The sequence below is a fragment of the Kineosporia sp. A_224 genome (assembly GCF_002198655.1).
Lineage (GTDB): Bacteria > Actinomycetota > Actinomycetes > Actinomycetales > Kineosporiaceae > R-H-3.
The window spans coordinates 1-21,181 of record NZ_MWLN01000152.1; the positions used below are offsets into that span (position 1 = coordinate 1).

A 21,181-nucleotide genomic window follows, 5' to 3' on the forward strand; every position below is an offset into this window, starting at 1 on the left:
CGCCCTTGACCCACCCCCGAGTACAGTCGCCCCCGACCAGGGGGTGAGTGCCGTGAAGCCGCCAGACCCGACCACAACCCCGGTCCGCGTCCTCGTCGTCGACGACCATCCCCTCTTCCGCGACGGTATCCGCGAGCGTCTCGAGTCGGGCGACGACTCGATCGTCGTCATCGGTGAGGCGAGCGACGGTGCCCAGGCCGGCAGGCTGGTGACGGCCCTGCAGCCCGATGTCGTGCTCATGGACATCGCCATGCCCGACGTGAACGGGATCGAGGCGACGCGGCTCATCCACGGGGAGCACCCGGAGGTCGCCGTGATCATCCTGTCTGTCTACGACGACGACCAGTACGTGCACGCCGCGATCACGGCGGGGGCGAGCGGCTACCTGCTGAAGACCGTCGAGGCGCCCGAGCTGCGCGACTCGGTGATGCGCGTGGCCCGCGGGGAGACGGCGTTGTCCCCGGAGGTCGCACGGACCGTGCTGTCGCTCGTGGCGCACCCCCAGCCGGACGCGCCGCGTCTGAGCGACCGCGAGCTCCAGGTGCTGCGGCTCGCGGCCCACGGGGCGTCGAACAAGGCGATCGGCAGCGCCCTGTTCCTCAGCACGCGGACCGTCGAGGCGCACATGCGCAGCATCTTCGACAAGCTCGGGGTCTCCTCCCGCACCGAGGCCGTGACCTACGCGGTGCGCCACCAGTGGATCCAGCTGTCCGATGACGACTGACCCGGCGCCCGCCTCCGCCGCCCCCGCCTGGCTGCGCCGGCTCGGGGTGCCGGTGCGGGACCCCCGGTTCTGGGTCGTCCAGGCGCTGGTCCTGGCGATCGACGTCGGGCACGCCGTCCTCGAGGACGCCGGGATCCTCGTCGGGCACTCGGTGCTGTACCTGCTGTCCGTGTCGGTGTTCCTCATCCCCGTGGTGTACGCGGCGCTCGGCTTCGGGCTGCGCGGCGCCGTCCCGACCGCCCTGTGGGCCCTCGTGCTCTCCCTGCCGGAGATCAGCCAGCACGACTCGACGACGCGGGTCGGCATCCTCACCCAGTTCGCGATCCTCCTGGCGATCGCCGTCATCGTCGCGGTGCGGGTCGACCGTGAGCGGGCGGCGGCGCGGGCCACCGAGGAGTCGAACCGGCAGCTGTCCCGGCTCAACGCCACCGCCTCGGCCGTCGCCGGCTCCCTCGACGTGGACCACGTCCTGCGCGGGACCCTGCGCGCGGAGCTCGACCCCTGCCGGCGGCAGGTCGTCTGGGTCCGGCTGACGGGCAGCACGGACTTCTCGGGGCGGACGTACCTCGACGCGGCCGGGGGCGAGGTGCCGGCGGGGCTGGACGCCGTCCAGGAGCGGCTCACGAGCGCGGCGTGCCTCGACGGCGGGCTGCACACCGATGCCCCGTCGACGGCCGGGGCGCGCACCGTGGTCGCGGCGCTGCGGTCCGAGGAGCACGTCCTCGGGGCCATCGGCCTGACGCAGCTGTCAGGAGCCCTGTCGGCGGACGACCACCAGGTGCACTCGGCGGTCGCCAACCAGCTGAGCGTCGCCCTGAACAACATCGCCACCCACCGGCAGAACCGCGCGGCGCTCGCGTCCCTGCGGGCGGTCAAGAGCAACCTCGAGACCTACATCGCGCTCGCCACCGAGGCCCAGGAGGAGGAGCGCAAGCGGCTGTCCCGCGAGCTGCACGACGACATCCTCCAGTCCCTGGTCGTCGCCAAGTCGACGATCGAGTCCGCCGACGTCCCCGGGGGTCCCGCCCTGACGCACAGCCGGCTGCTGGACGCCCGGGCGGTGCTCGGGGACGTCATCGTCGACGTGCGCCGCTACTGCCACGACCTGAGGCCCTCCCTGCTCGACGACCTCGGGCTGCTCCAGGCCGTCGACTGGCTCGTCGGTGACCTGCGGTCCCGCACGGGCCTGGACGTCGACCTCGAGACGGCGGGTGCCGCGCACCGGCTGAGCAGCAAGGACGAGCTGCTCATCTTCCGGATCGTCCAGGAGGCCCTGCACAACGTGGAGCGGCACGCCGGGGCCGACCGGGCCCGGGTCTGCCTGACGTACACCGGCGACGTCCTCGAGGTGTCGGTGTCCGACGACGGGTGCGGGATGCCCGGGGGGCGGGCCGGTCTCGCCGGCGACCGGCCGGACCCGGGGCTCGGTCTGCGCGGCATGGACGAGCGGACCAAGCTGCTCCGGGGCACGCTGACCGTCCGGAGCGAGGAGGGCCGCGGGACCGAGCTCAGGCTCGAGGTGCCTCTCGCACCGGCCGGTCCGTGACGGCTGCTGACGCCCGACGGACGCGCACGACCTGGGCGGCCAGGATGAGGAGGACGACGAGCACCGTCGCGAAGAGCGCGGACGCCAGGACCCGTCCCGCTGCGGCCAGGAGGTGCGGTGCCGGCGGCCGGTACGGGCTCGTGGCGTCGGTGACGTCCAGGGTCGTCGAGGCCACCACCGGGTCGCCGAGGGCCGTGGGGAAGTACGTCGCCGTGACGGTCCGCGGTCCGGCGACGGCGGCCACGTAGACGACCTGTGCGGTCCCGGCGGCGTCGGTCTCGACGGAGCCGAGCGGCACCATGTTGTCGCCCGGGGCGAACATCGTCGTGCTCTCGGCGAAGTTCACCAGCGCGCCCTTGACCGGTCGCCCGTCCAGGGTGACGGTTGCCGACACGGTGTTGGTCGGGCCGTCCTCCGTCGCCGTCACGGCGACGGTCGGCACCTTCGTCGCGGCGTAGGCGGGCTCGGCCTTGGCCGAACCGGCCGCGCCGACGGCGAGCACGACGAGGAGCACGGCTCCGGCCCGGCCGGCTGCCCGGCCGCCGGTGCGTTCGGGTGCGGTGCGTTCGGGTGCGGTGCGTTCGGGTGCAGTGCGTTCGGGTGCGGCGCGCCCGGTGGCCGGGGCTTCGTCGTCCAGCTCCTGGATCTCCGTGACGGCGAGCACCGGCACCAGCCGGAACAGCAGCATGAGCAGCAGCGCGACCGCGGCGACACCCCCGAGCGTCACCGAGACCGAGACCCAGGTGAAGCCGAAGAGGTGCCCGAAGGAGTTGGTGAGGCGGTCGTAGGCGGATGTCTCGACGACCATGGTCACCCGCTTGGTCCACATCGCGACGAGGACGAGGAGGGCGGCCACCGTGATGCCGGGGATGTTCCTCGTCCACGGCAGCGCGACGAGGACGATCGGCAGCACCGTGCCGACGACGACGAAGAGCCAGAACGAGACGGCGACAGGGCCCTCGAGCATCCCGTCGACGATCTGGCTCGGGCCTGCCTCACCGACGTAGGCGCTGGGGAGCAGGTCGGCGAAGGTCAGGTACACGTACACCGCGCCGAGCACGAGCATGAGGTAGGCGAGCCGCACGAAGTGCTGCTCGGTGATGAAGGCCTGCAGCCGGTACCCGCGCCGGAACCCGGCGACGACGAGGATGACGAGGGCGACACCGGAGTACAGCGCCGCGATGACGAAGTAGGGCGCCCAGATGCTCTCGTGCCAGCCGGGCCGGCTGACGAGCGCGAAGGCCCAGGCCAGCACGGAGTGCACGGAGACGGCCAGCGGGATGATGACGATCGCGACGACGGTCATCGCGGAGTGCAGCACGCGGCGCTGGTGCGCCGTCCCGGTCCACCCGCGGGAGACGAACCGGTACAGGGAGCGGCGCAGGCGCCCGAGCTCGTCCGGGTGCGACTCGAGGAGGGCCGCGGTGTCGGGCACGAGCGGGAGCACGAAGAAGACGACCGTCGCGACGGTGTAGGTGAGGATGGCGACCATGTCCCAGAACACGGGGGACGCGACGTTCGCGTGGGTCACCATGCCGAGCAGCCGGTCCGGCCGGCCCAGGTGCGGGATGATGAACGCCGCACCGACGACGACCGAGACGAGCGCCACTCCCTCGGCCAGCCGCACGAGCGGCGCCCGCCACGAGGCACCGGCGAGCATGAGGATGGCCGACACGACGGCGCCTCCGTAGGAGACCCCGATGAACGACACGACGTCGGCGATGTAGATGGCCCAGAACGACCTGTCGGTGTACCCGGCCACGGCCATGCCCTGGCTCAGCTGGTAGACCCAGGCGGCGACGCCGAGGAGCACCACGAGGGACAGGACCACGACGGCGAGCCGGAAGCGGTTGCTCGGCCGCCGGAACGGCCGCATGACGGCCTCGACGACGTCCGGCTGCTCGGCCTGCAGCGGTGCCGGGGCTACGGCCGCGCTCACAGCACACCTACCGAGGGGCCGCCGACCGGCTGGCCGTTGCCGGGGATGTAGTAGCACCGGGGGTTGGTGCCGAGCTCTTCCTTGAACCGCACCGCGTTGCCCTCCCGGAGGAACGTCGACAGGCGCACCGTCGACTTGCCGTTGACGGCGACGTCCGTGACGAGGTCCCCGATGAAGTGGGCCCCGCGCGGGCAGGCCTCGACGCAGGACGGCAGCTGCTTCGTGTAGGGCATCCGGTCGGCGCAGAGGACGCACTTGCCCACGGTCCCCACCTTGTTGCCGGGGAACTCGGGGGTGTTCGGCGAGGGGGCCGGCATCCGGTGCGCCGGGGCGGGCTCGCTCCAGTTGAAGTAACGGGCCTCGTACGGGCAGGCGGCCATGCACGCCCGCGAGCCGATGCACTGGTCCTGGTCGACGAGCACGAGGCCCTGGTCGGTCTTGAGCGTCGCGCTGACCGGGCAGACCTTGAGGCAGGGCGGGTCCTGGCACATCTGGCACATGACCGGCATGAAGTGCTCGCCGCCGCCCTCGTCGCGCCACGACAGGGTGCGCATCCAGGTCTGGTCGGGGGAGAGCCCGTGCCGGTCCTGGCACGCGGCCACGCACTTGCGCTCGCCCTTGCAGGCCCTCAGGTCCACGACCCGGCACCACTGGTGCTCGGCGCCGCTCGCGGCACCCACCTCGGCGGCCTGCACCTCGTCCCGGTAGGCGACGAGGCCGAGGGGGCCGGCGGCCGCCGCGACACCGGCCAGACCGAGGCCGCGCAGCAACCGGCGGCGGGACATGTCCAGCTCCTCGGCCTCCGGCGAGAGCCTGAGGTCGACGAGGTCACCATGCTCTCCGCTGCCCGACGGTCCGGTCATCGTCCACCTCCGGTGACGCACGTCCTGGCGCGACGCGAGCGATCGCCGTTGCCCAGGAAAGGGTTTGGTCCTACGGCTGTCAGTCTCGCGGCGGGCACGGCGGCGCCGCATCGGCGCAACCCGTGGGCGCGGGTAGGTGCTTTCACCTACCCGTGCCTGCGGCATGCGCCGATGCCGGGGGACCGGCCGGCGGGTGAGGCTGAGGCATCGGATCGGCTCACGGTCCCGGGCCCCATCAGGTTCCGGGCTTGCGCCGGGAGCGTGGCCGGTCACCGAGACCGCCATCAGTCAGCCGGCGATGCCGGCCGACCGGACGAAGGAGCGCAATGAGGAACTCAGCGGTACGGGCCGGACTTGCAGCAGCACTCGCCGTCGTCGCCCTCGCGGCGTGCGGTGGCGGCAGCTCGACGTCGTCGGCGGCACCCGCGGCCGCGACGTCGACCAAGGCCGAGGACCTGCGCACCGACGCCGCGGCGGTGGCCACCGGCATGAAGGCCATCTCCGAGCTCGCCACGAAGATCGGCGAGGCGTCCGCGGCGCAGGGCAAGACCCTCTCGGAGGGCATCGAGCCGCTGTGGCAGCCGATCGAGGGCACGGTGCAGGCCAACAGCAAGGAGACCTACGACGCCTACGAGGGCGCCTTCACCCTCCTGGAGTCGGGTGACGCCGCGAAGGCGCAGGAGGGGGCCAGGGCGGTCGCCACCGCGACCACCGCGTACCTCGCGAAGTTCCCGGGCTAGTCCGGGAAAGGTCTCCGTCCGGCGCCGGCCGGACGGCACGGCCCCGGGGCCCCGACGGTGCCCCGGGGCCTTCGCGCTGCCTAGCCTGCCGGCGTCCCCAGTGCGTCCACGAGCAGTGCGACGAGGGCCTCCAGCTGGACGTCGGTCACGGCCGACACCTCCTCGTCCGACCCGTCGAGCGCGCGTGCCGCGAGCCCGGCCTTGGTCCCGATGAGCTCCGCGATCCGGGTGTCCAGCGTCTGCGCCGCGATGATCCGCCACGCGGTCACCGGCTCGGTCTGCCCGATCCGGTGGCTGCGGTCGATGGCCTGGGTCTGCTCGGCGTCGGTCCAGGAGAGCTCCGCGAGCACGACGTTCGAGGCGACCTGCAGGTTGAGCCCGACGCCGGCCGCCGTGAGGGAGCAGACCGCGACGGCGACGTCCGGGTCCTTGACGAACGCGTCGATGTTCTTCTGCCGCACGGTGGGCGTCTGGTCGCCGCGGATCGAGGAGAAGCGCACGCCCTGCCGCGTGAAGGTCTCCTCGGCGGCGTCCATGACGTCGATGTGCTTGGCGAAGAAGACGACCTTGCCGGCGCTGCGGGCCAGCTGCGCCGCGTAGTCCGCGGCGAGGTCGGCCTTCGCGAGGCCGATCCGCCGCATCATCGTGAACACGTTGTCGCCGGTCTTCGCGGCCTTCGCCTGCTTGAGCTCGGCGCGGGCGATCCGGTGCGCGAGGTCGAGGTCGACGCCGTCCGCGGAGCTGGTCGTCGGGCGCGCCTCGAGCGCCGTCCGGTACTGGCGCACCATCCGGTCGGCGAGGTCGCGCTCCGCCGCGCGGATCGAGCGGCCGGCGGCGCCGTCCAGCTCGACGTGGAGGTCGGCGATCCGGCGGGCCGGGATGTCGGCCGCGACGTCGACCTTGCGGTGCCGCACGATGCCCAGGTCGATGACGCACTGCCGGGCGGCGGCGTGGAAGCCGGGGTCGGCGGGTGTCAGGCCGGTCTCCTCGAGCGCGGCCATGAGCTCGCCGATCGGCTTGCTGTCGTCGATCCACCCGAGGAACTGCCAGATCGCCCGGAAGTCCTCGATGTCGTTGATGAGCGGCGTCCCGGTGAGCGCCATGAGCAGCGGCCGCACGGTGCGCGTCCGCACCCGCTCCGACAGCGCGAGCACGTTCTTCGAGCGCTGCGAGGTCTTGTTCTTGATGAAGTGCGCCTCGTCGACGACCATGCCGCGGAACCCGAGGTCCCCGAGCCAGCCGAGGTGCCGGTCGAGCACCTCGTAGTTGACGATGACGATGTCGGCGAAGCCGTCCACCGTGTCGCCGTCGCCCTGCACCACCGTCGACGGGCGGTGCCGCACCCAGCGCGCGGCCTCGCGGGCCCAGTTGGTCTTGACGACGTTCGGGACGACGACGAGCAGCGGGTAGGCGTCGGCGGCCTCGGCGGCGATGAGGGCCTGCGCCGTCTTGCCGAGCCCGGGCTCGTCGGCGAGCAGGAAGGTCCGGTGCCCGGCGGCGGCCGCCGCGACGACCGAGCCCTGGTGCGGCATGAGCTGCTGCCCGAGCGGGGTGAAGCGGGCCGTCGGTGCCGGTAGTGCCATGCAGGCCGGGGCGTTCGCGCCGGCGCGCTCGAACGAGCTGAGCAGCGGCCCGATGAGCTCCCAGTTGGCGAGCCTGCGGGCCTTGGCCTGCACCGGCCGGGGCGCGGACAGGTCCGGCGCGAGGAACGGGTTGGACAGCTGGCGGGAGGTCACCGACTGCGGCACGACCCGGCGCTCGGCGGCCGGAGCGGCCTGGCGCGGCGGCGGCGGCTCCTCCTCGGTCGCCGTCTCGACCCCGGCGGCAAGGAGCAGGTCGCGCTTGAGCGAGCGGGCGCCGTCCGACACGGCGGCGTCGTCGGCGAGCAGTGCCATGAGCCCTGAGTCGCGCACGGCGATCCGCACGAGGATCTCCGCGATGCCGTCCAGGCGCTTGAGCTGCTCGCCGCGACGGCTCTCGCCGAGGGCGGTGTCCGCCTGCACCCGGGCGCGTTCCTCCCGCAGCATGAGCGTCACCGCCTGGAACGTCGTCCGCACGCTCGGCGTGGCGCGCCCCTTGCGGACGGCGGACTCGACCTCGCGCACGGTCTGGGCGAGCACCGAGGGGACGTCGCCCGGCCGCCGGGCGGGTCGCTGCGCCCGCTGGACGGGACGACGGGCGCCCGTCCGGCGCCGGCCTGCGTCAGCCACAGGACTTCCTCTCCTCCGAGACGCCGGGCGCGGAGCCCGGCCTGTTGCACGACCTCGCGACCCGGACGACGAGGACGCGCCGCGCGACGGGAGTGCCCGGACGCCGGGCACGCGAGCGGAGCCCGGATGACGCGGGCTCGGCAGGCGTCCCGCAGGGGGACTCCGGGCCGGCAGTGCCGACGATCGGCAGGCGCGGGTGCTCGTCGTACGACCACCGCCCCCTGATTGTGTCAGCAATCCGCCCCTGATCCCTGACGAACCCCTCCGCGGGCCGCGTTCCCTGCCGTCCGGCACCGCTGGGCCGGACGGGTGACGCGCTCTCGACCTGCCCCGGCAGGCGTCCGATACCGCTCGATGAGGACGTGGTGACGTTCTCGCGGCACGGCCTCCAGACCTGGGGGCCACGACGACCGGAGCGGGCATGCGCGTCACTGTGGGCAGGAAGCTGGGAGTGCTGGCCGGGGTCGGGGTCCTCACCGCCGTCGTGCTCGGCGGCACGGCCTTCTCCCTGGTCGGGTCGATGCGGTCCCAGACCGCGGAGTCCGCGGCGCTGGCGCAGGCGCGCGCCGAGACGACCGCCGTTGAGCGGGACCTGTCGGAGCTGGCGGGAGTCCAGCGCGCTGCGCTGCTCGCCACGGACGACGAGCACCGCGCGGACGCGCAGGCCCGGGTCCGGCACCTCCGGGAGGACCTGGCGCAGACCTGGTCCGCCCTGGACGCCCTCGAGCTGCCGGCCCGCACCAGCGAGCAGCTCGACGGCCTGAGGACCCGCGTGGACGCCTATGTCGGGGCGACCGAGAAGGCCATGCCCGAGCTGCTGTCGACGGACCCGTCGAGCCGGCGGGCGACGGAGCTCGTCGACACCCTCAACCGGGACACCGACGACCTCGAGACCGCGAACGCGGCGCTCATCGCGGACCTCGGGACCCTGGCGGCCACCGAGACCGCGGCGACGGAGCGGACCGGCCGCCGGGTGCAGACCCTCGTGGCGGTCGTGTCCCTGGTCGGGCTCGTGCTGCTGTCCGGGGTGGCCGTCGCGATCACCCGGTCGATCACCGGGCCGGTCCGGCGGATGGTCGCGGCGCTGCGCCGGGTCGCGGCCAAGGACCTCACGGTCGAGATCGACACCCGGGGCTCCGACGAGATCGCCGACATGGCGCACGCGCTGGCCGGTGCCGTCACCTCGGTGCGGGAGGTCGTCACGGCCCTCGCGGACTCCTCGACGACCCTGTCGGCGGCGTCCGAGGAGCTCAGCGCCGTGTCGACCCAGCTCGGCACGAACGCCGCGGAGACCTCCCAGGGCGCGGCCGTCGTGACCGCGGCGACCGGCGAGATGACCGGGTCGATCGCGACGATGTCCGCCGCCACCGAGCAGCTCTCGGCATCGATCTCGGAGATCGCCCACCAGGCGTCGTCCGCGACGGCGGTGGCGGGCGAGGGGGTGGACGCCGCCCAGGCCACGTCCGCGTCGGTCGCCGAGCTCGACGCGGCGGGGACGGAGATCGGCGAGATCGTCCGGACGATCACCTCGATCGCGGAGCAGACCAACCTGCTGGCGCTCAACGCGACCATCGAGGCCGCCCGCGCCGGCGACGCCGGCAAGGGCTTCGCGGTCGTCGCCGCCGAGGTCAAGGACCTCGCGAACCAGACGGCCCGGGCCACCGACGACGTCACCGCGAAGATCGCGTCGATCCAGGCGACGACGGTGCGTGCCACCGAGGCCATCGAGCAGATCGGCAGCATCATCGGCACGATCCACGAGAAGCAGACGACGATCGCCGCCGCCGTCGAGGAGCAGTCGGCCGTCACCCAGGAGATCGCCCGCACCGTCAGCGAGGTCACCGGCGGCGCCGGCCAGGTCAACGAGTCGATGGCGGCCATCGCCGGCACCGCCGACCAGACGAGCCAGGGGGCGACGGCGGCCCGCGAGTCGGCGACCGACCTCGCCACGCTCGCCGCCCAGGTCCACACCCTGGTGACGACCTTCACCTACTGACGCACCCGGCCCGGGGCGTCTCGAACTGAGATCGCCGCACGGCCCGTCAGGGCGTACTCCTGGACCGGTGACCCGCTACCGGTTCCTCGACCCGATGGGCGACGAGATCGCCGACCACGAGTTCGGCGACCACGCGACGGCGCTCGCCTGGGCGCACGGTGACGTGGCCGACGGCCCGGACCTGCCCGACGACGAGATCCACCGCGTCGAGTACCTCGGCCCGGGCGGGGACTGGCGCTGGGCGGGGGCGATGCGGGGCTGACCGGGCCTGTCATGTTTCGTCCTCCGAACGAACGACCCGATTCGCCTGCACGGAGCCTCCCGTGGCGCAACACTGTGCCTCGTGGGCTTCTTAGACACGATCCGTGGTCGCTCAGTTACCACGCGTCAGCCTGAGGTCGAGGTGCAGACGCTCAGCCCTGAGCAGGCCCAGGAGCGCGCCTGGCGCGCCGAGATCGCGCGCAACGAGTGGGTCGTCCAGCACGTGCCCGCCCGCCAGGACGGGGCGTCGCCGGCGTTCCAGTACCTCGCCGGCCTCACCGAGCGTGGTCTGCCCGAGGTCGTCGTCTACGGTCTGCGGATGAAGACCGGCACGCTCGTCCTCGACGACCTCGCGTGGCGGCTGCTCAACGGCGACGAGTTCGCGGACGGCGAGCCGGTCCCGGACCTCGTCCACGGCGACCCACGCGCCCAGCTCTGGGACGTGACCTGGCTCCAGGACCACCTGGACGCCGTCCTGCGCCTCTACGGCCCGGTCGCCCGGGTGCGCCAGCTCGTCGTCTCGGACGCCGAGGGGCGGCTGCCCTGGGAGGACGGCTTCTCGGCCGCGCACCTCGAGCCGGTGCTCTTCGTGCCTCCGAACGGTCGCGGACCGCGACGGACCGAGCCCGCGGCCCACGTCCCGGCCGCCGGTATGTACTCCTTCGGCCCCGAGTAGGCCCGGCAGGGGGCCTCCGGAGCGCCCGGGACCCCGCCCTGCGTCACCCTCCGTCGACCGGCTCACGCGGTCGGCCGACACCCGGTCCGCCGCTCAGGACGCCGCTCGCGCCGTCCGACGGCCCGGCCGCTTCCTCCTCGTGCGTGGGCGCCGGGGGAGCGGGCTGCGCCGGACGGGTGGCAGGTCGACCACGGCGGTGAATGCCGGGGGAGACACTGATCGCCGCAGCGCTGCGCGCCGAAGAAGTGGTGTCCAACCTTCCAAGGAGGTGCGCCATGGCCGTCAGCGGTGTCTCTGGCGGCGGAGCCCTTGCGATCTTCACGCAGACTCTGCAGCAGCTGAAGTCCCAGGTCCAGAACTCGCCCATGCCCCGCATGCCCGAGCTTCCCCCGCCGTCCCCCGTCTCCCAGGCCAACAAGAACCTCGGCCGCATGGTCGACATGAAGATGTGACCGGCGTGCTGCTCCTGTCGTCCGGCACTTCGGCGTCATGAGGAGTCTGGTCCATGTCCTGTCGACGCATCGTCCTGCCGCCGACCGGGACGGGCCGGCGCGCAGACGTCGACCGGCTGCTCTCAAGCGCCCGCCCCGGCGGGCCGAGAGAACGTCCGTGAGCGTCGTGCAGCCGGCTGACCCGGCCCCGATCGTCAGCGCCCCCCTCCCGGAGCCGGCCGCGCCGTCCCGGGACGAGGTCCCGGCCGTGCCGTGGCTGCTCGGCGGCCTCGCCGTCGCGCACGCGACGGCAGCGGTCGCGGTGCTGCTCGGCACGGGCAACGGGGTCGTCGTCGCCGCCGTCGCCTCGGTCGACGCCGCCCTGTCGCTCTGGCTCGGTGCGGCCGCCGCGGTGGCCGTGCTGCGCCGTCCGCCGTCGGAGCGCTCGGTCGCGCTGACGGCCGCCGGCTGCGCCGTCGCCGCCGGGGCCGGACGGCAGGTCGGCGAGCAGGTCGGCGGGCACGGTGACGGCGAGGCCTGGCTCGTGCTCCGCGTCGTCACCGCCGTCGACGAGGCGTGGGGCCCGGCCGGGACGCCGGTCTGCCACGGGCACGTCCTCGTCCGCGCCGAGGCCCGCCCGCTGGCCGCCCGGGCCGCGACCGCCGGGGCGGCGTCGCAGCCCGCCGGTGCGCCGGCCGCCGGCCCGGCCGGTGTCGTGCTCGACGACGACGCCCTGCTCGTCCACCCGCTGCTCGCGTCCGCGCCCCGGCTCGCGCTGTGGCGCGCCCCGACGGACAACGACCGGATCGGCGGGTTCGCGGCGCGCTGGGAGGAGAAGGGCCTGGACCGGCTCACCCGGCACGTCGTCGCGGTCGACCGGCTCGACGCCGGCGCGGTCCGGGTCGTCGCGGACGTCGTCACGGCGTCCGGGGCCGTCGTCCGGCACACGCAGGAGATCGCGCCGCTCCCCGGCACCGCGGGCGGCCTGCTCGTCACCGAGACCGCCGAGGTGCCCGCCGCGCTCGACGACCTGCCGCGGGTCGGCACGGTGCTCGAGACGGTGCCCGGCCTGGCGTGGGTCGACTGGTTCGGCGCCGGCCCCTGGGAGACCTACCCCGACCGCCGCGCGGCCGGGGAGATCGGCGGCTTCGGGATGGACGTCGACGGCTGGTTCACGCCGTACGTCCGCCCGCAGGAGAGCGGCGGCCGCAACGGGGTCCGCTGGCTCACGCTCTCGGACGGCGGCCCGGGCGGCGGTCCGGACGGCGGGGCGGGCTACGCCGGCACCCGGGCGCTCGCCGTCCACCTCGACACCCCGCGCCAGGTGAGCGTGACCCACCACCGTGCCCACGACCTCGCCGCCGCGACGCATCACAACGACCTCGTGCCGTGCGCGGAGACGGTCGTCCATCTCGACGCCGCCCACCGCGGCATCGGGACGGCGTCCTGCGGCCCGGACACCCTCCCGGCGTACCTGCTGCGTCCCGGCACCTACCGCTGGTCGTACGCCCTGACCACCCCGTGAGCCCGTCCTCTGGTGGGTCAAGCACCCCAAACTCGCGTTTTGGGGTGCTTGACCCACCAGAGGACGGCCCCGCGTGCCGTGTGACCTGAGTCGCCTGCCGCTCCGGGGACCGATCCCGGCCCTTCGGTCGTTGAAGGAGACATGAACACCGTTCCGAGCCCCGACGCCCAGCTCGACACGACCCTCGTCGACGACCTGACGGAGACCTCGAGCCCCGCCCGCGAGCTCGACCCGCTGACCGTGTTCGACCGGTGCGACGCCAAGGACTGCTCCGCGCAGGCCTACGTGCGCGCCCGCCTCGGCAGCGGTCTCGAGCTCGTCTTCTGCGGTCACCACGGCCGCGAGCTCGTCCCGGCCCTCGTCGGCCGCGGCGCGACGGTCCGCGACGACAGCCACATGCTCGCCGCCGAGGGTGCCCGCACCCCGTGATCGACCCGAGCCACTGATCGACCCGAACCACTGATCGACCCGAACCACGCGAACGGCAGGCTGCTCCGCCCGGAGCCGCCTGCCGTTCGTCGTCCCGCCGCGTCTCAGGCGTTTCGTTCGCGCCCAACAACTTGTACGGTGTGTCCCGGTTGACCGTTCTGCTGGGGTATCCGCCGACTCGGGAGGTCCGCGTGCGACGACGTCGTCTGCTCGTGACACTGTCCACCGCCGCCGTCACGCTCGCGGCCGTCGTGCCGGCGACCAGCGCCGCGGCCGAGGGCTCCCGCGGCCACGACGGCCCGAAGGTCGTCGGGGACTTCACCCATCTCGTCGTCATCTACGAGGAGAACCACAGCTTCGACAACCTCTACGGCTCGTGGGGCCGGGTCGGCGGCGACCGGGTCGAGGGCCTGGCGACGGCGCCCCGCGCCCGGACGGCGCAGGTCGCCCAGGACGGCACCCGCTACGGCTGCCTGAAGCAGAACGACGTCAACCTCACCTCGCCCCCGCTCGCGGCCTCGTGCAGCGACGCCACGAACGGCATCACGAGCGCCTTCCGGAACGCGCCCTTCACCATCGACGACCACATCGGCCCGGCCGACACCACCTGCCCGCCGCAGGACGCGTTCGGCCCGGCGAACGGCGTCCCGAAGGGCCAGGGCCTGCCCGGCGGCTGCACCCGGGACCTCGTCCACCGCTTCTACCAGGAGCAGTACCAGCTGGACGGCGGGCGGCAGGACCGGTACGTCACGGGCAGCGACGCCGTCGGCCTGACGATGGGCACCTACGACACGAAGCAGCTGCCGGTCTACCGGTACCTGCACGGCCGGGGCGCCCCGCACTACGTCGTCGCGGACCACTTCTTCCAGGCGGCGTTCGGCGGCTCGTTCCTCAACCACCAGTACCTCGTCGCTGCCCGGGCACCCGTCGACACCAGCGCCGGCCCGGGCGGGGCGGACGCCGGGCTGCACTCCGTGGTCGACGCCAACGGCTTCCCGAACGCGACGTACCCGCTCTACACGCCGACCGGCACCGTCGCCGACCGGCAGCTCACGCAGGCCTGCGGGCTCGCGACGACGAACCCGGCCGTCGCGTGCGGCGACTACGCCGTGAACACGATGCAGCCGTCGTCCGTGCCGTCCGGCGGCGGGGCGAAGCTGCCGCTCATCGACGACACGGTCTACCCGAACATCGGCGACCGGCTCTCGGACGCCGGCCACGACTGGAACTGGTACTCCGGCGGCTGGGACAAGGCCGCTGCGGGCACCCCCGGCTTCCTGTTCCAGTTCCACCACCAGCCGCTCAACTACTTCACGAACTTCGCCGTCGGCGGCAAGTACCGCTCGCACCTGCGGGACGAGACCGAGTTCCTGACGGCGGCGAGGAACGGGACCCTCCCGACGGTGAGCTTCGTCAAGCCGTTCGGGGCCGAGAACGAGCACCCGGGCTACGCGAGCGAGCCGGACGGCAGCGACCACCTCGTCGACCTGCTGAAGGCCGTGACGACCGGTCCGCAGGCGGAGCACACCCTGGTCGTCGTCACGTACGACGAGTTCGGCGGCCAGTGGGACCACGTCCCGCCGCCGGGGCAGGGCAGCCGGACCCGCGGCGTGAGCGACGCGTTCGGCCCGGGCACCCGGATCCCCGCGCTGCTCGTCAGCGCCGGGTTCGACCGCAGCGGCGTCGACCACACCGTGTACGACACGACCTCGATCCTTGCGACGGTCGAGCGCGGCCTCGGCCTCGCGCCGGTCGCCGAACGGGATGCGAAGGTCGCCGACCTGCGCCGGGCGGTGCGGCTGGGCGACGGCTGAGACCGGCCGGCGCCGGCCCGCGCACGCGGATGACAGTTGCCGACCGGCGCGTGACACGTTCCGCCGTCACGGCCCGGTCACGCCCCGTCGGGCTACCGTGAGCGTTCCGCAGGGCGATCCACCCCCTGCGGAACGACCACGCGGGAGTAGGACGATGAGCCAGACCGAAGGACCCGGCGCGGTCCTTCCGCCCGGTGCCGCCGGTGCGCCCGGCGCGCCCGGTGCGCCCGACGCCGCGGGCGAGATGCCGCGCGCGGCCGTCCCCGACCCGCTCGCGGACTCGATGCGCACCCTGCTCGAGGGTGCGCCGCTCGTCGACGGCCACAACGACCTGCTCTGGCAGCTGCGTGAGCGGGTCGGCTACGACCTCACGCGGATGGACGTCGCCGCCCGGGTCCGTGGCCTCCACACCGACCTGCCGCGGCTGCGCGAGGGCGGTGTCGGTGCCCAGTTCTGGTCGGTCTACGTCCCGTCCGACCTGCCCGGGGACACCGCCGTCACCGCGACCCTCGAGCAGCTCGACGCGTTCCACCTCCTCCTGCGCCGCTACCCGGACCGGCTCGGGCTCGCGCTCGGCAGCGCGGACGTCGACCGGCTGCGCTCGCTCGGCCGGGTCGCCTCGCTCGCCGGCGTCGAGGGCGGGCAGTCGATCGGCTCCTCGCTCGGGGCGCTGCGGATGCTCTACGCGCTCGGTGCCCGGTACATGACCCTGACCCACAACCACAACACGGCGTGGGCCGACTCGGCGACGGACGAGCCGGTGCACGGCGGGCTCACGGCGTTCGGTCGCGAGGTCGTCCGGGAGATGAACCGGCTCGGCATGCTCGTCGACCTCTCGCACGTCGCACCGACGACGATGGTCGCCGCGCTCGAGACGAGCCGGGCGCCGGTCCTCTTCAGCCACTCCAGCGCCCGCGCGCTGTGCGACCACCCGCGCAACGTGCCCGATGGCGTCCTCGGTCGGCTGGCCGCGAACGGCGGCGTCTGCATGGTGACGTTCGTGCCGGGCTTCGTCTCCCAGCCCGCCGCGGACGTCTACCTCGCCGAGGACGCCGAGCGGAAGAAGCTCGTCGCGCGCACCGGTGGTGACCTCACGGCGGTCGAGTCGCGGCTGCGGCAGTGGCGGGCCGAGCACCCCGTCCCGCGGGCGACCCTGTCCGAGGTGGCCGACCACATCGACCACGTGCGGGCGGTCGCCGGGGTCGCGCATGTCGGGATCGGCGGCGACTTCGACGGGGTCGGTGAGCTGCCGGACGGCCTCGGCGACGTCTCGACCTACCCGGACCTGTTCGCCGAGCTGTCCCGGCGGGGCTGGAGCGACGAGGACCTGCGCGCGCTCGCCGGCCGCAACGCGCTCCGGGTGCTGCGGGACGCCGAGGCGGTGGCCCGCGACGAGCAGACCCGCCGCCGCCCGTCGCTCGTGCGGATCACGGACCTCGACGGGCCGGTCGCCGGCTGACGGACCACTGCAGGACGGACGACGCCGGAGCCTTGGTCGGTCCGGTCGTCAGACGGTGACGACGACCTTCCCCCGGGTGTGGCCGGCCCCGACGTAGGCCAGGGCGTCGGGTGCTTCGTCGAGGGGGTAGGTGCGGTCGACGAGCGGTGTGACCTGCCCGGTCGCGAGCAGGTCGGCCAGGGTGAGCAGGTCCTGGCGCTTCTCGACCGACAGGAATGGCCTCAGCCGCTGCCGGGTGAACCCGGACAGCACGCGCGCTCTGACGATCCGACCGAGAGGGCCGAGCCAGCGGCCACCGCGTCCGCTGTTGGGGATGAGGGTGCCGGTGGGCGTCAGCGCCCGGCGGACAGCCGCCAGGGGCCGGGCTTCCACGTTGTCGAGGATGACGTCGTAGCGCTTCCCGGTGCGGGTGAAGTCGGTCGTCGTGTAGTCGACGACGTGGTCGGCACCGAGCGACCGGACCAGGTCGACGTTGCGGGTGCTGCACACCCCCGTCACCTCGGCGCCGAACGCCTTGGCGATCTGGACGGCGAAGGAGCCCACGCCGCCCGACGCGCCCGTGACCAGCACCGTCCGGCCCGGTCGGACGTTCGCGATGTCGCGCACCGCCTGCAACGCGGTCAGGGCCGACGTGGGCACCGCTGCCGCGGCCACGACCGACAGGCCGGCGGGCACGGGTGCGAGGTTGTCCGCCGGGACGCAGGCGTACTCCGCGAGCGTGCCGGTGGTGCTCCAGCCGAACACCTCGTCGCCGGGGCGCAGAGCGGTGACGTCGTTCCCGACCGCGGCCACCACGCCGGCGAGGTCCCTGCCGGGGATGCCGTGGCGCGGCCGGCGGAGCCCGAACGCCAGGCGCACCATGTACGGCTCACCGGTCATGACGAAGTAGTCGCCGGGATGGACCGCTGCCGCGCCCACCGCGACGAGCACATCGCCGCGACCGGGCAGCGGTCGCCCGACCTCGGCCGGCTCGAGCACCGAGGGCGGGCCGTAGCGGTGCTGGACGGCGGCCCGCATCGTCGCCGCCCCGGCCGGACCCGCCGCCGGCAGCGGGCCCGCTCCGGCGGTCGGTCGCTGTTCGGTTCCCACAGGGGCTCCTCACGTCGGAAGTGGGTTCTCAGTGCTTCGTACACCGTACGTCGTACACCGTACTATCGGCGTACGGCGTACGATTGTCAAGCCGTGCGAGGGAGCGAGGAGACCTGTGCCTGTGAGGGAACGACGTCTGTGAGCGGACGACGCCAGGTCGCGTCGGACGCGGGGCTGAGCAAGCAGCGGGTGGTGGTCGAGGCGGTCCGGCTGGCCGACCGCGAAGGGGTCGACGGGCTGAGCATGCGCCGCCTGGCCGGTGTGCTCGGTGCGGGCGCGATGTCGCTGTACTACTACGTGGCGAGCAAGGACGAGCTGCTCGACGCCATGGTCGACGTCGTGTTCGCCGAGATCGAGCTGCCGCCCGCGGACACCGACTGGCAGTCGGCGATGCGCCTGCGGGCGGTGTCCGCCCGGCAGGTGCTCGCCGCCCACCCGTGGGCCATCGCCCTGATGGAGTCCCGGACCTCGCCCGGGCCGGCGAACCTGCGCCACCGCGAAGCCGTCACCGCCTGCCTGCGCAGGGCCGGCTTCACCGTCCTGATGGCCACCCACGCCAACTGGCTGCTCGACAGCTACGTCTACGGGCACGCCCTGCAGGAAGCCAGCCTGCCCTTCGACACCGCCGACGACCTCGCCGGCATGACCCAGGACGTCTTCCTGCCCCAGCTCCCCCCNGACCAGTTCCCCTACCTCAACGAGTCCGCCGCCACGCTCCTCGCCGCCGGCTACGACCCCGCAGAAGAGTTCACCTTCGGCCTCGACCTCGTCCTGGCCGCCCTCGAACCCCTGAGAACCACCGCCTAGCAACACTCACGGACCGTCGCGCGGCCCCTGCAGGCATGACGGCGCAGCGGCCCGCCCTGTGCGCGGTGCACGGGACGGGCCGCTGCGGTGGAGCCGGTGGTGCGTCCGGACAGATGCTGGGCGGTCAGCCGCGCTCGCCGACGGGCTCGGGCGTGACGCCCGGGTCGTCGTCCTTGCCGGTGCGGACGCTGCCGTTCGCAGTGCCGTTCGCAGTGCCGTTCGCGCTTCCGTCGGCACTGCCGTTCGCCTCGCGGGCGATCTCGGCGTTCTCCACCGCCTGCGAGTCCCCGGCGGCCCCGTCGCCCATGGCGGCCGCGGCAGCGGCCTCCTGCGACTGACGGGCCTGGATGCCGGACTGCGTGCGCAGCTTCTCCTCGGGGAGGAACCACACGACGACGAAGGCGACGGCGAGCACGATCGTCGCGAGCAGGAAGACCGTCGAGATCGAGTCGGCGAACCCGACGACGAACGGCCGGGCCAGGCGCGGGTCCATGGCGTTGATGAACGACGAGTCGTTCGTCGCGCCGGCGCCGCTGGCGGCGGCGGCCGGGTTCTTCAGCAGGTCGAGGACGACCTTGTTCGCCGGGTCGGCGAGCACGGCCGGGTCCTTGAGCGCCGCCTGGAAGTCGGCCGTCGGGGCGATCTCCCGGAAGGCCGTGGTGATCCGGTCCGGCACCGAGTTGAAGAGCACCGAGAGGAAGACCGCGGTCCCGAGGGTGCCGCCCATCTGCCGGAAGAACGTCGCGGACGACGTCGCCACGCCCATGTCCTGCGGCGGGACGGCGTTCTGGATCGCGAGCACGAGCGTCTGCATGTTGAAGCCGAGGCCGAGGCCGAAGATCAGCCCGTAGGTGTCGACGACGGCGATGGAGGTGTCGGCGTCGATCTGGCTCATGAGACCGAGCCCGATGACGAGGAGCGTCATGCCCATGATCGGGAAGATCTTGTAGCGGCCGGTGCGGGCGATGAACTGGCCCGAGATCACCGAGCCGGACATGATGCCGATCATGAGCGGGATGAGGAGCAGGCCCGCCTCGGTCGGCGACTTGCCCTTGACGATCTGCATGTAGAGCGGGAGCGCGGCGAGGCCGCCGAACATCCCCATGCCGACGATGAAGTTGAGCAGCGAACCGACGCCGAAGGTCTTGCCGCGGAACAGGTGCAGCGGCAGCAGCGCCTCCTTGCCGTACGCCCGCTCGGCCGCGATGAACGCGATGATGCCGACGGCGCCGAGCACGTAGCAGGTGATCGAGCGGCCCGACGTCCAGCCCCATTCGCGGCCCTGCTCGGCGACGAGGAGCAGCGGGACGACACCGACGATGAGCGCGACGGCGCCCGGGTAGTCGATGCGGTGGTCGTTGCGCTGGTGCGGCAGGTGCAGCGTCCGCGCGACGAGGAGCAGCGAGACGATGCCGACCGGGACGTTGACGAGGAAGACCCAGCGCCAGCCGGTGATGCCGAGGATCGTCGCCTGGCCGGCGAAGAAGCCGCCGACGACCGGGCCGAGGACGCTCGACGTGCCGAACACCGCGAGGAAGTAGCCCTGGTACTTGGCGCGCTCGCGCGGCGGCACCATGTCGCCGATGATCGCCAGCGCCAGCGAGAACAGGCCGCCGGCGCCGATGCCCTGGAACGCCCGGAAGATCGCGAGCTGGTACATCGACTGGGCGAAGCCGGAGAGCAGGGAGCCGGCGATGAAGATGCCGATCGCCGCGAGGAAGAACGGCCGCCGCCCGTAGATGTCGGAGAGCTTGCCGTAGAGCGGCGTCGCGATCGTCGACGTGATGAGGTAGGCGGTCGTCGCCCACGCCTGCAGGCTCAGGCCGTTGAGGTCGTCGGCGATCGTCCGGATGGCCGTCGACACGATGGTCTGGTCGAGGGCTGCGAGGAACATGCCGGACATCAGGCCGGCGAGGATCACCATGATCTGGCGGTGCGTCAGCTGCGTGATCCCGCCCTCGGGCGGAGCCGCTGCCGTAACTCCTGACCGAGCGGTTTCTGCGGTGGACATTCAGTTCTCCTTGAGGCTGACACCGGTCGGTCCGGTGTCGGAGGCGTGCGCGTCGTGGGAGGGGGCGCCGGCGGGTGCGCCGTCCGGCGTGAAGGAGGCCCGGCCGGCGTCGACGTCGTCGTTGAGCCGGGTGAACATCGCGGTGAACGCGCGCAGGTCGGCCTCGCTCCAGCCGGCGAGGACCTGGCGCAGAGCGGCGTTGCGGCGGTCGATCATCGCGTGGGCCGTGTCGTGGCCCCGCTCGGTGGCGACGAGCTGGACGGCGCGGCCGTCGGCCGGGTCCGGCCGGCGCTCGACGAGCCCGCGCCGGGCGAGCTGCCCGACGTAGCGGCTCACGGTGGACGGGTCGAGCATCGCGAGCTCGGCGAGCTCGCCCTGCCGGCGCGGGCCGCACTTCACGAGCTGCATGAGCAGGGCGATCTCGGCGCCCTCGAGGCCGTTCGGGGTGGCCGCGGACAGGCTGGTCTTCACGACGTGGAGCAGCCGGACGTGCCGGACCATCTCGTGCGCGAGGGCGCTGACCGCGTCGGCATGCTGCTCGGTGGACACCAGTTAGTTGTAGCACCCAACTACTTGTATGCGCCAATCAAGAGAGTCGATCACGCCTTCCTTCGCGACCGCCGGGCGAGATGCGTGAGAATGCCGCGAACGTGACCGGTCA

18 protein-coding genes and 1 pseudogene are annotated in these 21,181 nt (G+C 73.2%); 13 read left to right on the forward strand and 6 right to left on the reverse strand.

What is annotated here, in order from left to right; all coding sequences use genetic code 11:
* Both EDJALFJO_RS13395 and EDJALFJO_RS13400 read left to right on the forward strand, forming a co-directional pair.
* A partial coding sequence (locus EDJALFJO_RS13395; protein ID WP_233149852.1) for a response regulator transcription factor occupies positions 1–724 on the forward strand: 724 nt, incomplete at its 5' end.
* A complete protein-coding gene (locus EDJALFJO_RS13400) occupies positions 714–2,270 on the forward strand; it encodes an ATP-binding protein (protein WP_088285998.1) in 1,557 nt (518 codons plus the stop codon). The genes EDJALFJO_RS13395 and EDJALFJO_RS13400, both read left to right, overlap by 11 nt.
* Here EDJALFJO_RS13400 and nrfD read toward each other — a convergent pair.
* Together nrfD and EDJALFJO_RS13410 are read right to left on the reverse strand one after the other, a co-directional pair.
* Positions 2,233–4,209: an NrfD/PsrC family molybdoenzyme membrane anchor subunit gene (nrfD, locus tag EDJALFJO_RS13405; protein WP_088286000.1), complete on the reverse strand. Its 1,977-nt coding sequence runs from the start codon at positions 4,207–4,209 to the stop codon at positions 2,233–2,235. The two genes, EDJALFJO_RS13400 and nrfD, sit on opposite strands and share 38 nt — an antisense overlap.
* Entirely contained in the window at positions 4,206–5,072 is an 867-nt protein-coding gene (locus tag EDJALFJO_RS13410) for a 4Fe-4S dicluster domain-containing protein (protein ID WP_158220423.1), read from the reverse strand. Before EDJALFJO_RS13410 ends, nrfD begins: the two co-directional genes overlap by 4 nt.
* A gap of 326 nt (positions 5,073–5,398) precedes the next feature.
* On the opposite strand from EDJALFJO_RS13410, the gene EDJALFJO_RS13415 reads away from it, so the two are divergent.
* Positions 5,399–5,812, forward strand: a complete 414-nt coding sequence (locus tag EDJALFJO_RS13415) for a hypothetical protein (RefSeq protein ID WP_088286004.1) — start codon at positions 5,399–5,401, stop codon at positions 5,810–5,812.
* An 80-nt stretch (positions 5,813–5,892) separates the two neighbouring features.
* Here EDJALFJO_RS13415 and EDJALFJO_RS13420 read toward each other — a convergent pair whose 3' ends face one another.
* Positions 5,893–8,022 (reverse strand): DEAD/DEAH box helicase, encoded by a 2,130-nt coding sequence (locus EDJALFJO_RS13420; RefSeq protein WP_198950265.1) that lies wholly within the window; start codon positions 8,020–8,022, stop codon positions 5,893–5,895.
* Positions 8,023–8,443: 421 nt separating this feature from the next.
* Between EDJALFJO_RS13420 and EDJALFJO_RS13425 the strand changes: the two genes are divergently transcribed.
* The 8 genes from EDJALFJO_RS13425 (at position 8,444) to EDJALFJO_RS13455 (ending at position 16,613) form a co-directional block, all read left to right on the forward strand.
* Positions 8,444–10,018, forward strand: coding sequence for a methyl-accepting chemotaxis protein (locus EDJALFJO_RS13425; protein ID WP_143448561.1), 1,575 nt, complete (start codon positions 8,444–8,446; stop codon positions 10,016–10,018).
* A gap of 67 nt (positions 10,019–10,085) precedes the next feature.
* Positions 10,086–10,280 carry a hypothetical protein gene (locus tag EDJALFJO_RS13430; protein WP_088286007.1) on the forward strand — a complete coding sequence of 65 codons (195 nt, stop codon included), beginning with the start codon at positions 10,086–10,088 and terminating at the stop codon, positions 10,278–10,280.
* A 141-nt stretch (positions 10,281–10,421) separates the two neighbouring features.
* On the forward strand, positions 10,422–10,955 hold the full coding sequence (locus tag EDJALFJO_RS13435; protein WP_158220424.1) for a DUF4262 domain-containing protein: 534 nt from the start codon (positions 10,422–10,424) through the stop codon (positions 10,953–10,955).
* 275 nt (positions 10,956–11,230) lie between these two features.
* Positions 11,231–11,407 (forward strand): hypothetical protein, encoded by a 177-nt coding sequence (locus EDJALFJO_RS34335; protein WP_158220425.1) that lies wholly within the window; start codon positions 11,231–11,233, stop codon positions 11,405–11,407.
* 157 nt (positions 11,408–11,564) lie between these two features.
* The gene (locus EDJALFJO_RS13440; protein WP_198950266.1) at positions 11,565–12,911 is read left to right on the forward strand and encodes a beta-galactosidase small subunit; all 1,347 of its coding nucleotides are present in this window, start codon (positions 11,565–11,567) and stop codon (positions 12,909–12,911) included.
* A gap of 141 nt (positions 12,912–13,052) precedes the next feature.
* Complete coding sequence (locus EDJALFJO_RS13445) at positions 13,053–13,340, forward strand: hypothetical protein (protein WP_233149853.1); 288 nt, start codon at positions 13,053–13,055, stop codon at positions 13,338–13,340.
* 191 nt (positions 13,341–13,531) lie between these two features.
* Entirely contained in the window at positions 13,532–15,154 is a 1,623-nt protein-coding gene (locus tag EDJALFJO_RS13450; RefSeq protein WP_233149854.1) for an alkaline phosphatase family protein, read from the forward strand.
* Positions 15,155–15,398: 244 nt separating this feature from the next.
* Positions 15,399–16,613, forward strand: coding sequence for a dipeptidase (locus EDJALFJO_RS13455; protein ID WP_369812530.1), 1,215 nt, complete (start codon positions 15,399–15,401; stop codon positions 16,611–16,613).
* 48 nt (positions 16,614–16,661) lie between these two features.
* Here EDJALFJO_RS13455 and EDJALFJO_RS13460 read toward each other — a convergent pair whose 3' ends face one another.
* The gene (locus tag EDJALFJO_RS13460; RefSeq protein ID WP_088286033.1) at positions 16,662–17,630 is read right to left on the reverse strand and encodes an NAD(P)-dependent alcohol dehydrogenase; all 969 of its coding nucleotides are present in this window, start codon (positions 17,628–17,630) and stop codon (positions 16,662–16,664) included.
* A 261-nt stretch (positions 17,631–17,891) separates the two neighbouring features.
* On the opposite strand from EDJALFJO_RS13460, the gene EDJALFJO_RS36425 reads away from it, so the two are divergent.
* Positions 17,892–18,379 (forward strand): TetR/AcrR family transcriptional regulator C-terminal domain-containing protein (locus EDJALFJO_RS36425; RefSeq protein ID WP_369812531.1); only part of this gene is annotated, 488 nt, incomplete at its 3' end.
* Position 18,380: 1 nt separating this feature from the next.
* Positions 18,381–18,509, forward strand: a pseudogene (locus EDJALFJO_RS36430) (TetR/AcrR family transcriptional regulator); the annotation flags it as partial.
* A gap of 124 nt (positions 18,510–18,633) precedes the next feature.
* Here the strand turns inward: EDJALFJO_RS36430 and EDJALFJO_RS13470 are convergent.
* Positions 18,634–20,520, reverse strand: coding sequence for an MDR family MFS transporter (locus EDJALFJO_RS13470; protein ID WP_088286013.1), 1,887 nt, complete (start codon positions 20,518–20,520; stop codon positions 18,634–18,636).
* Positions 20,521–21,069, reverse strand: coding sequence for a MarR family winged helix-turn-helix transcriptional regulator (locus EDJALFJO_RS13475; RefSeq protein ID WP_143448562.1), 549 nt, complete (start codon positions 21,067–21,069; stop codon positions 20,521–20,523).
* Positions 21,070–21,181: the final 112 nt, after the last annotated feature.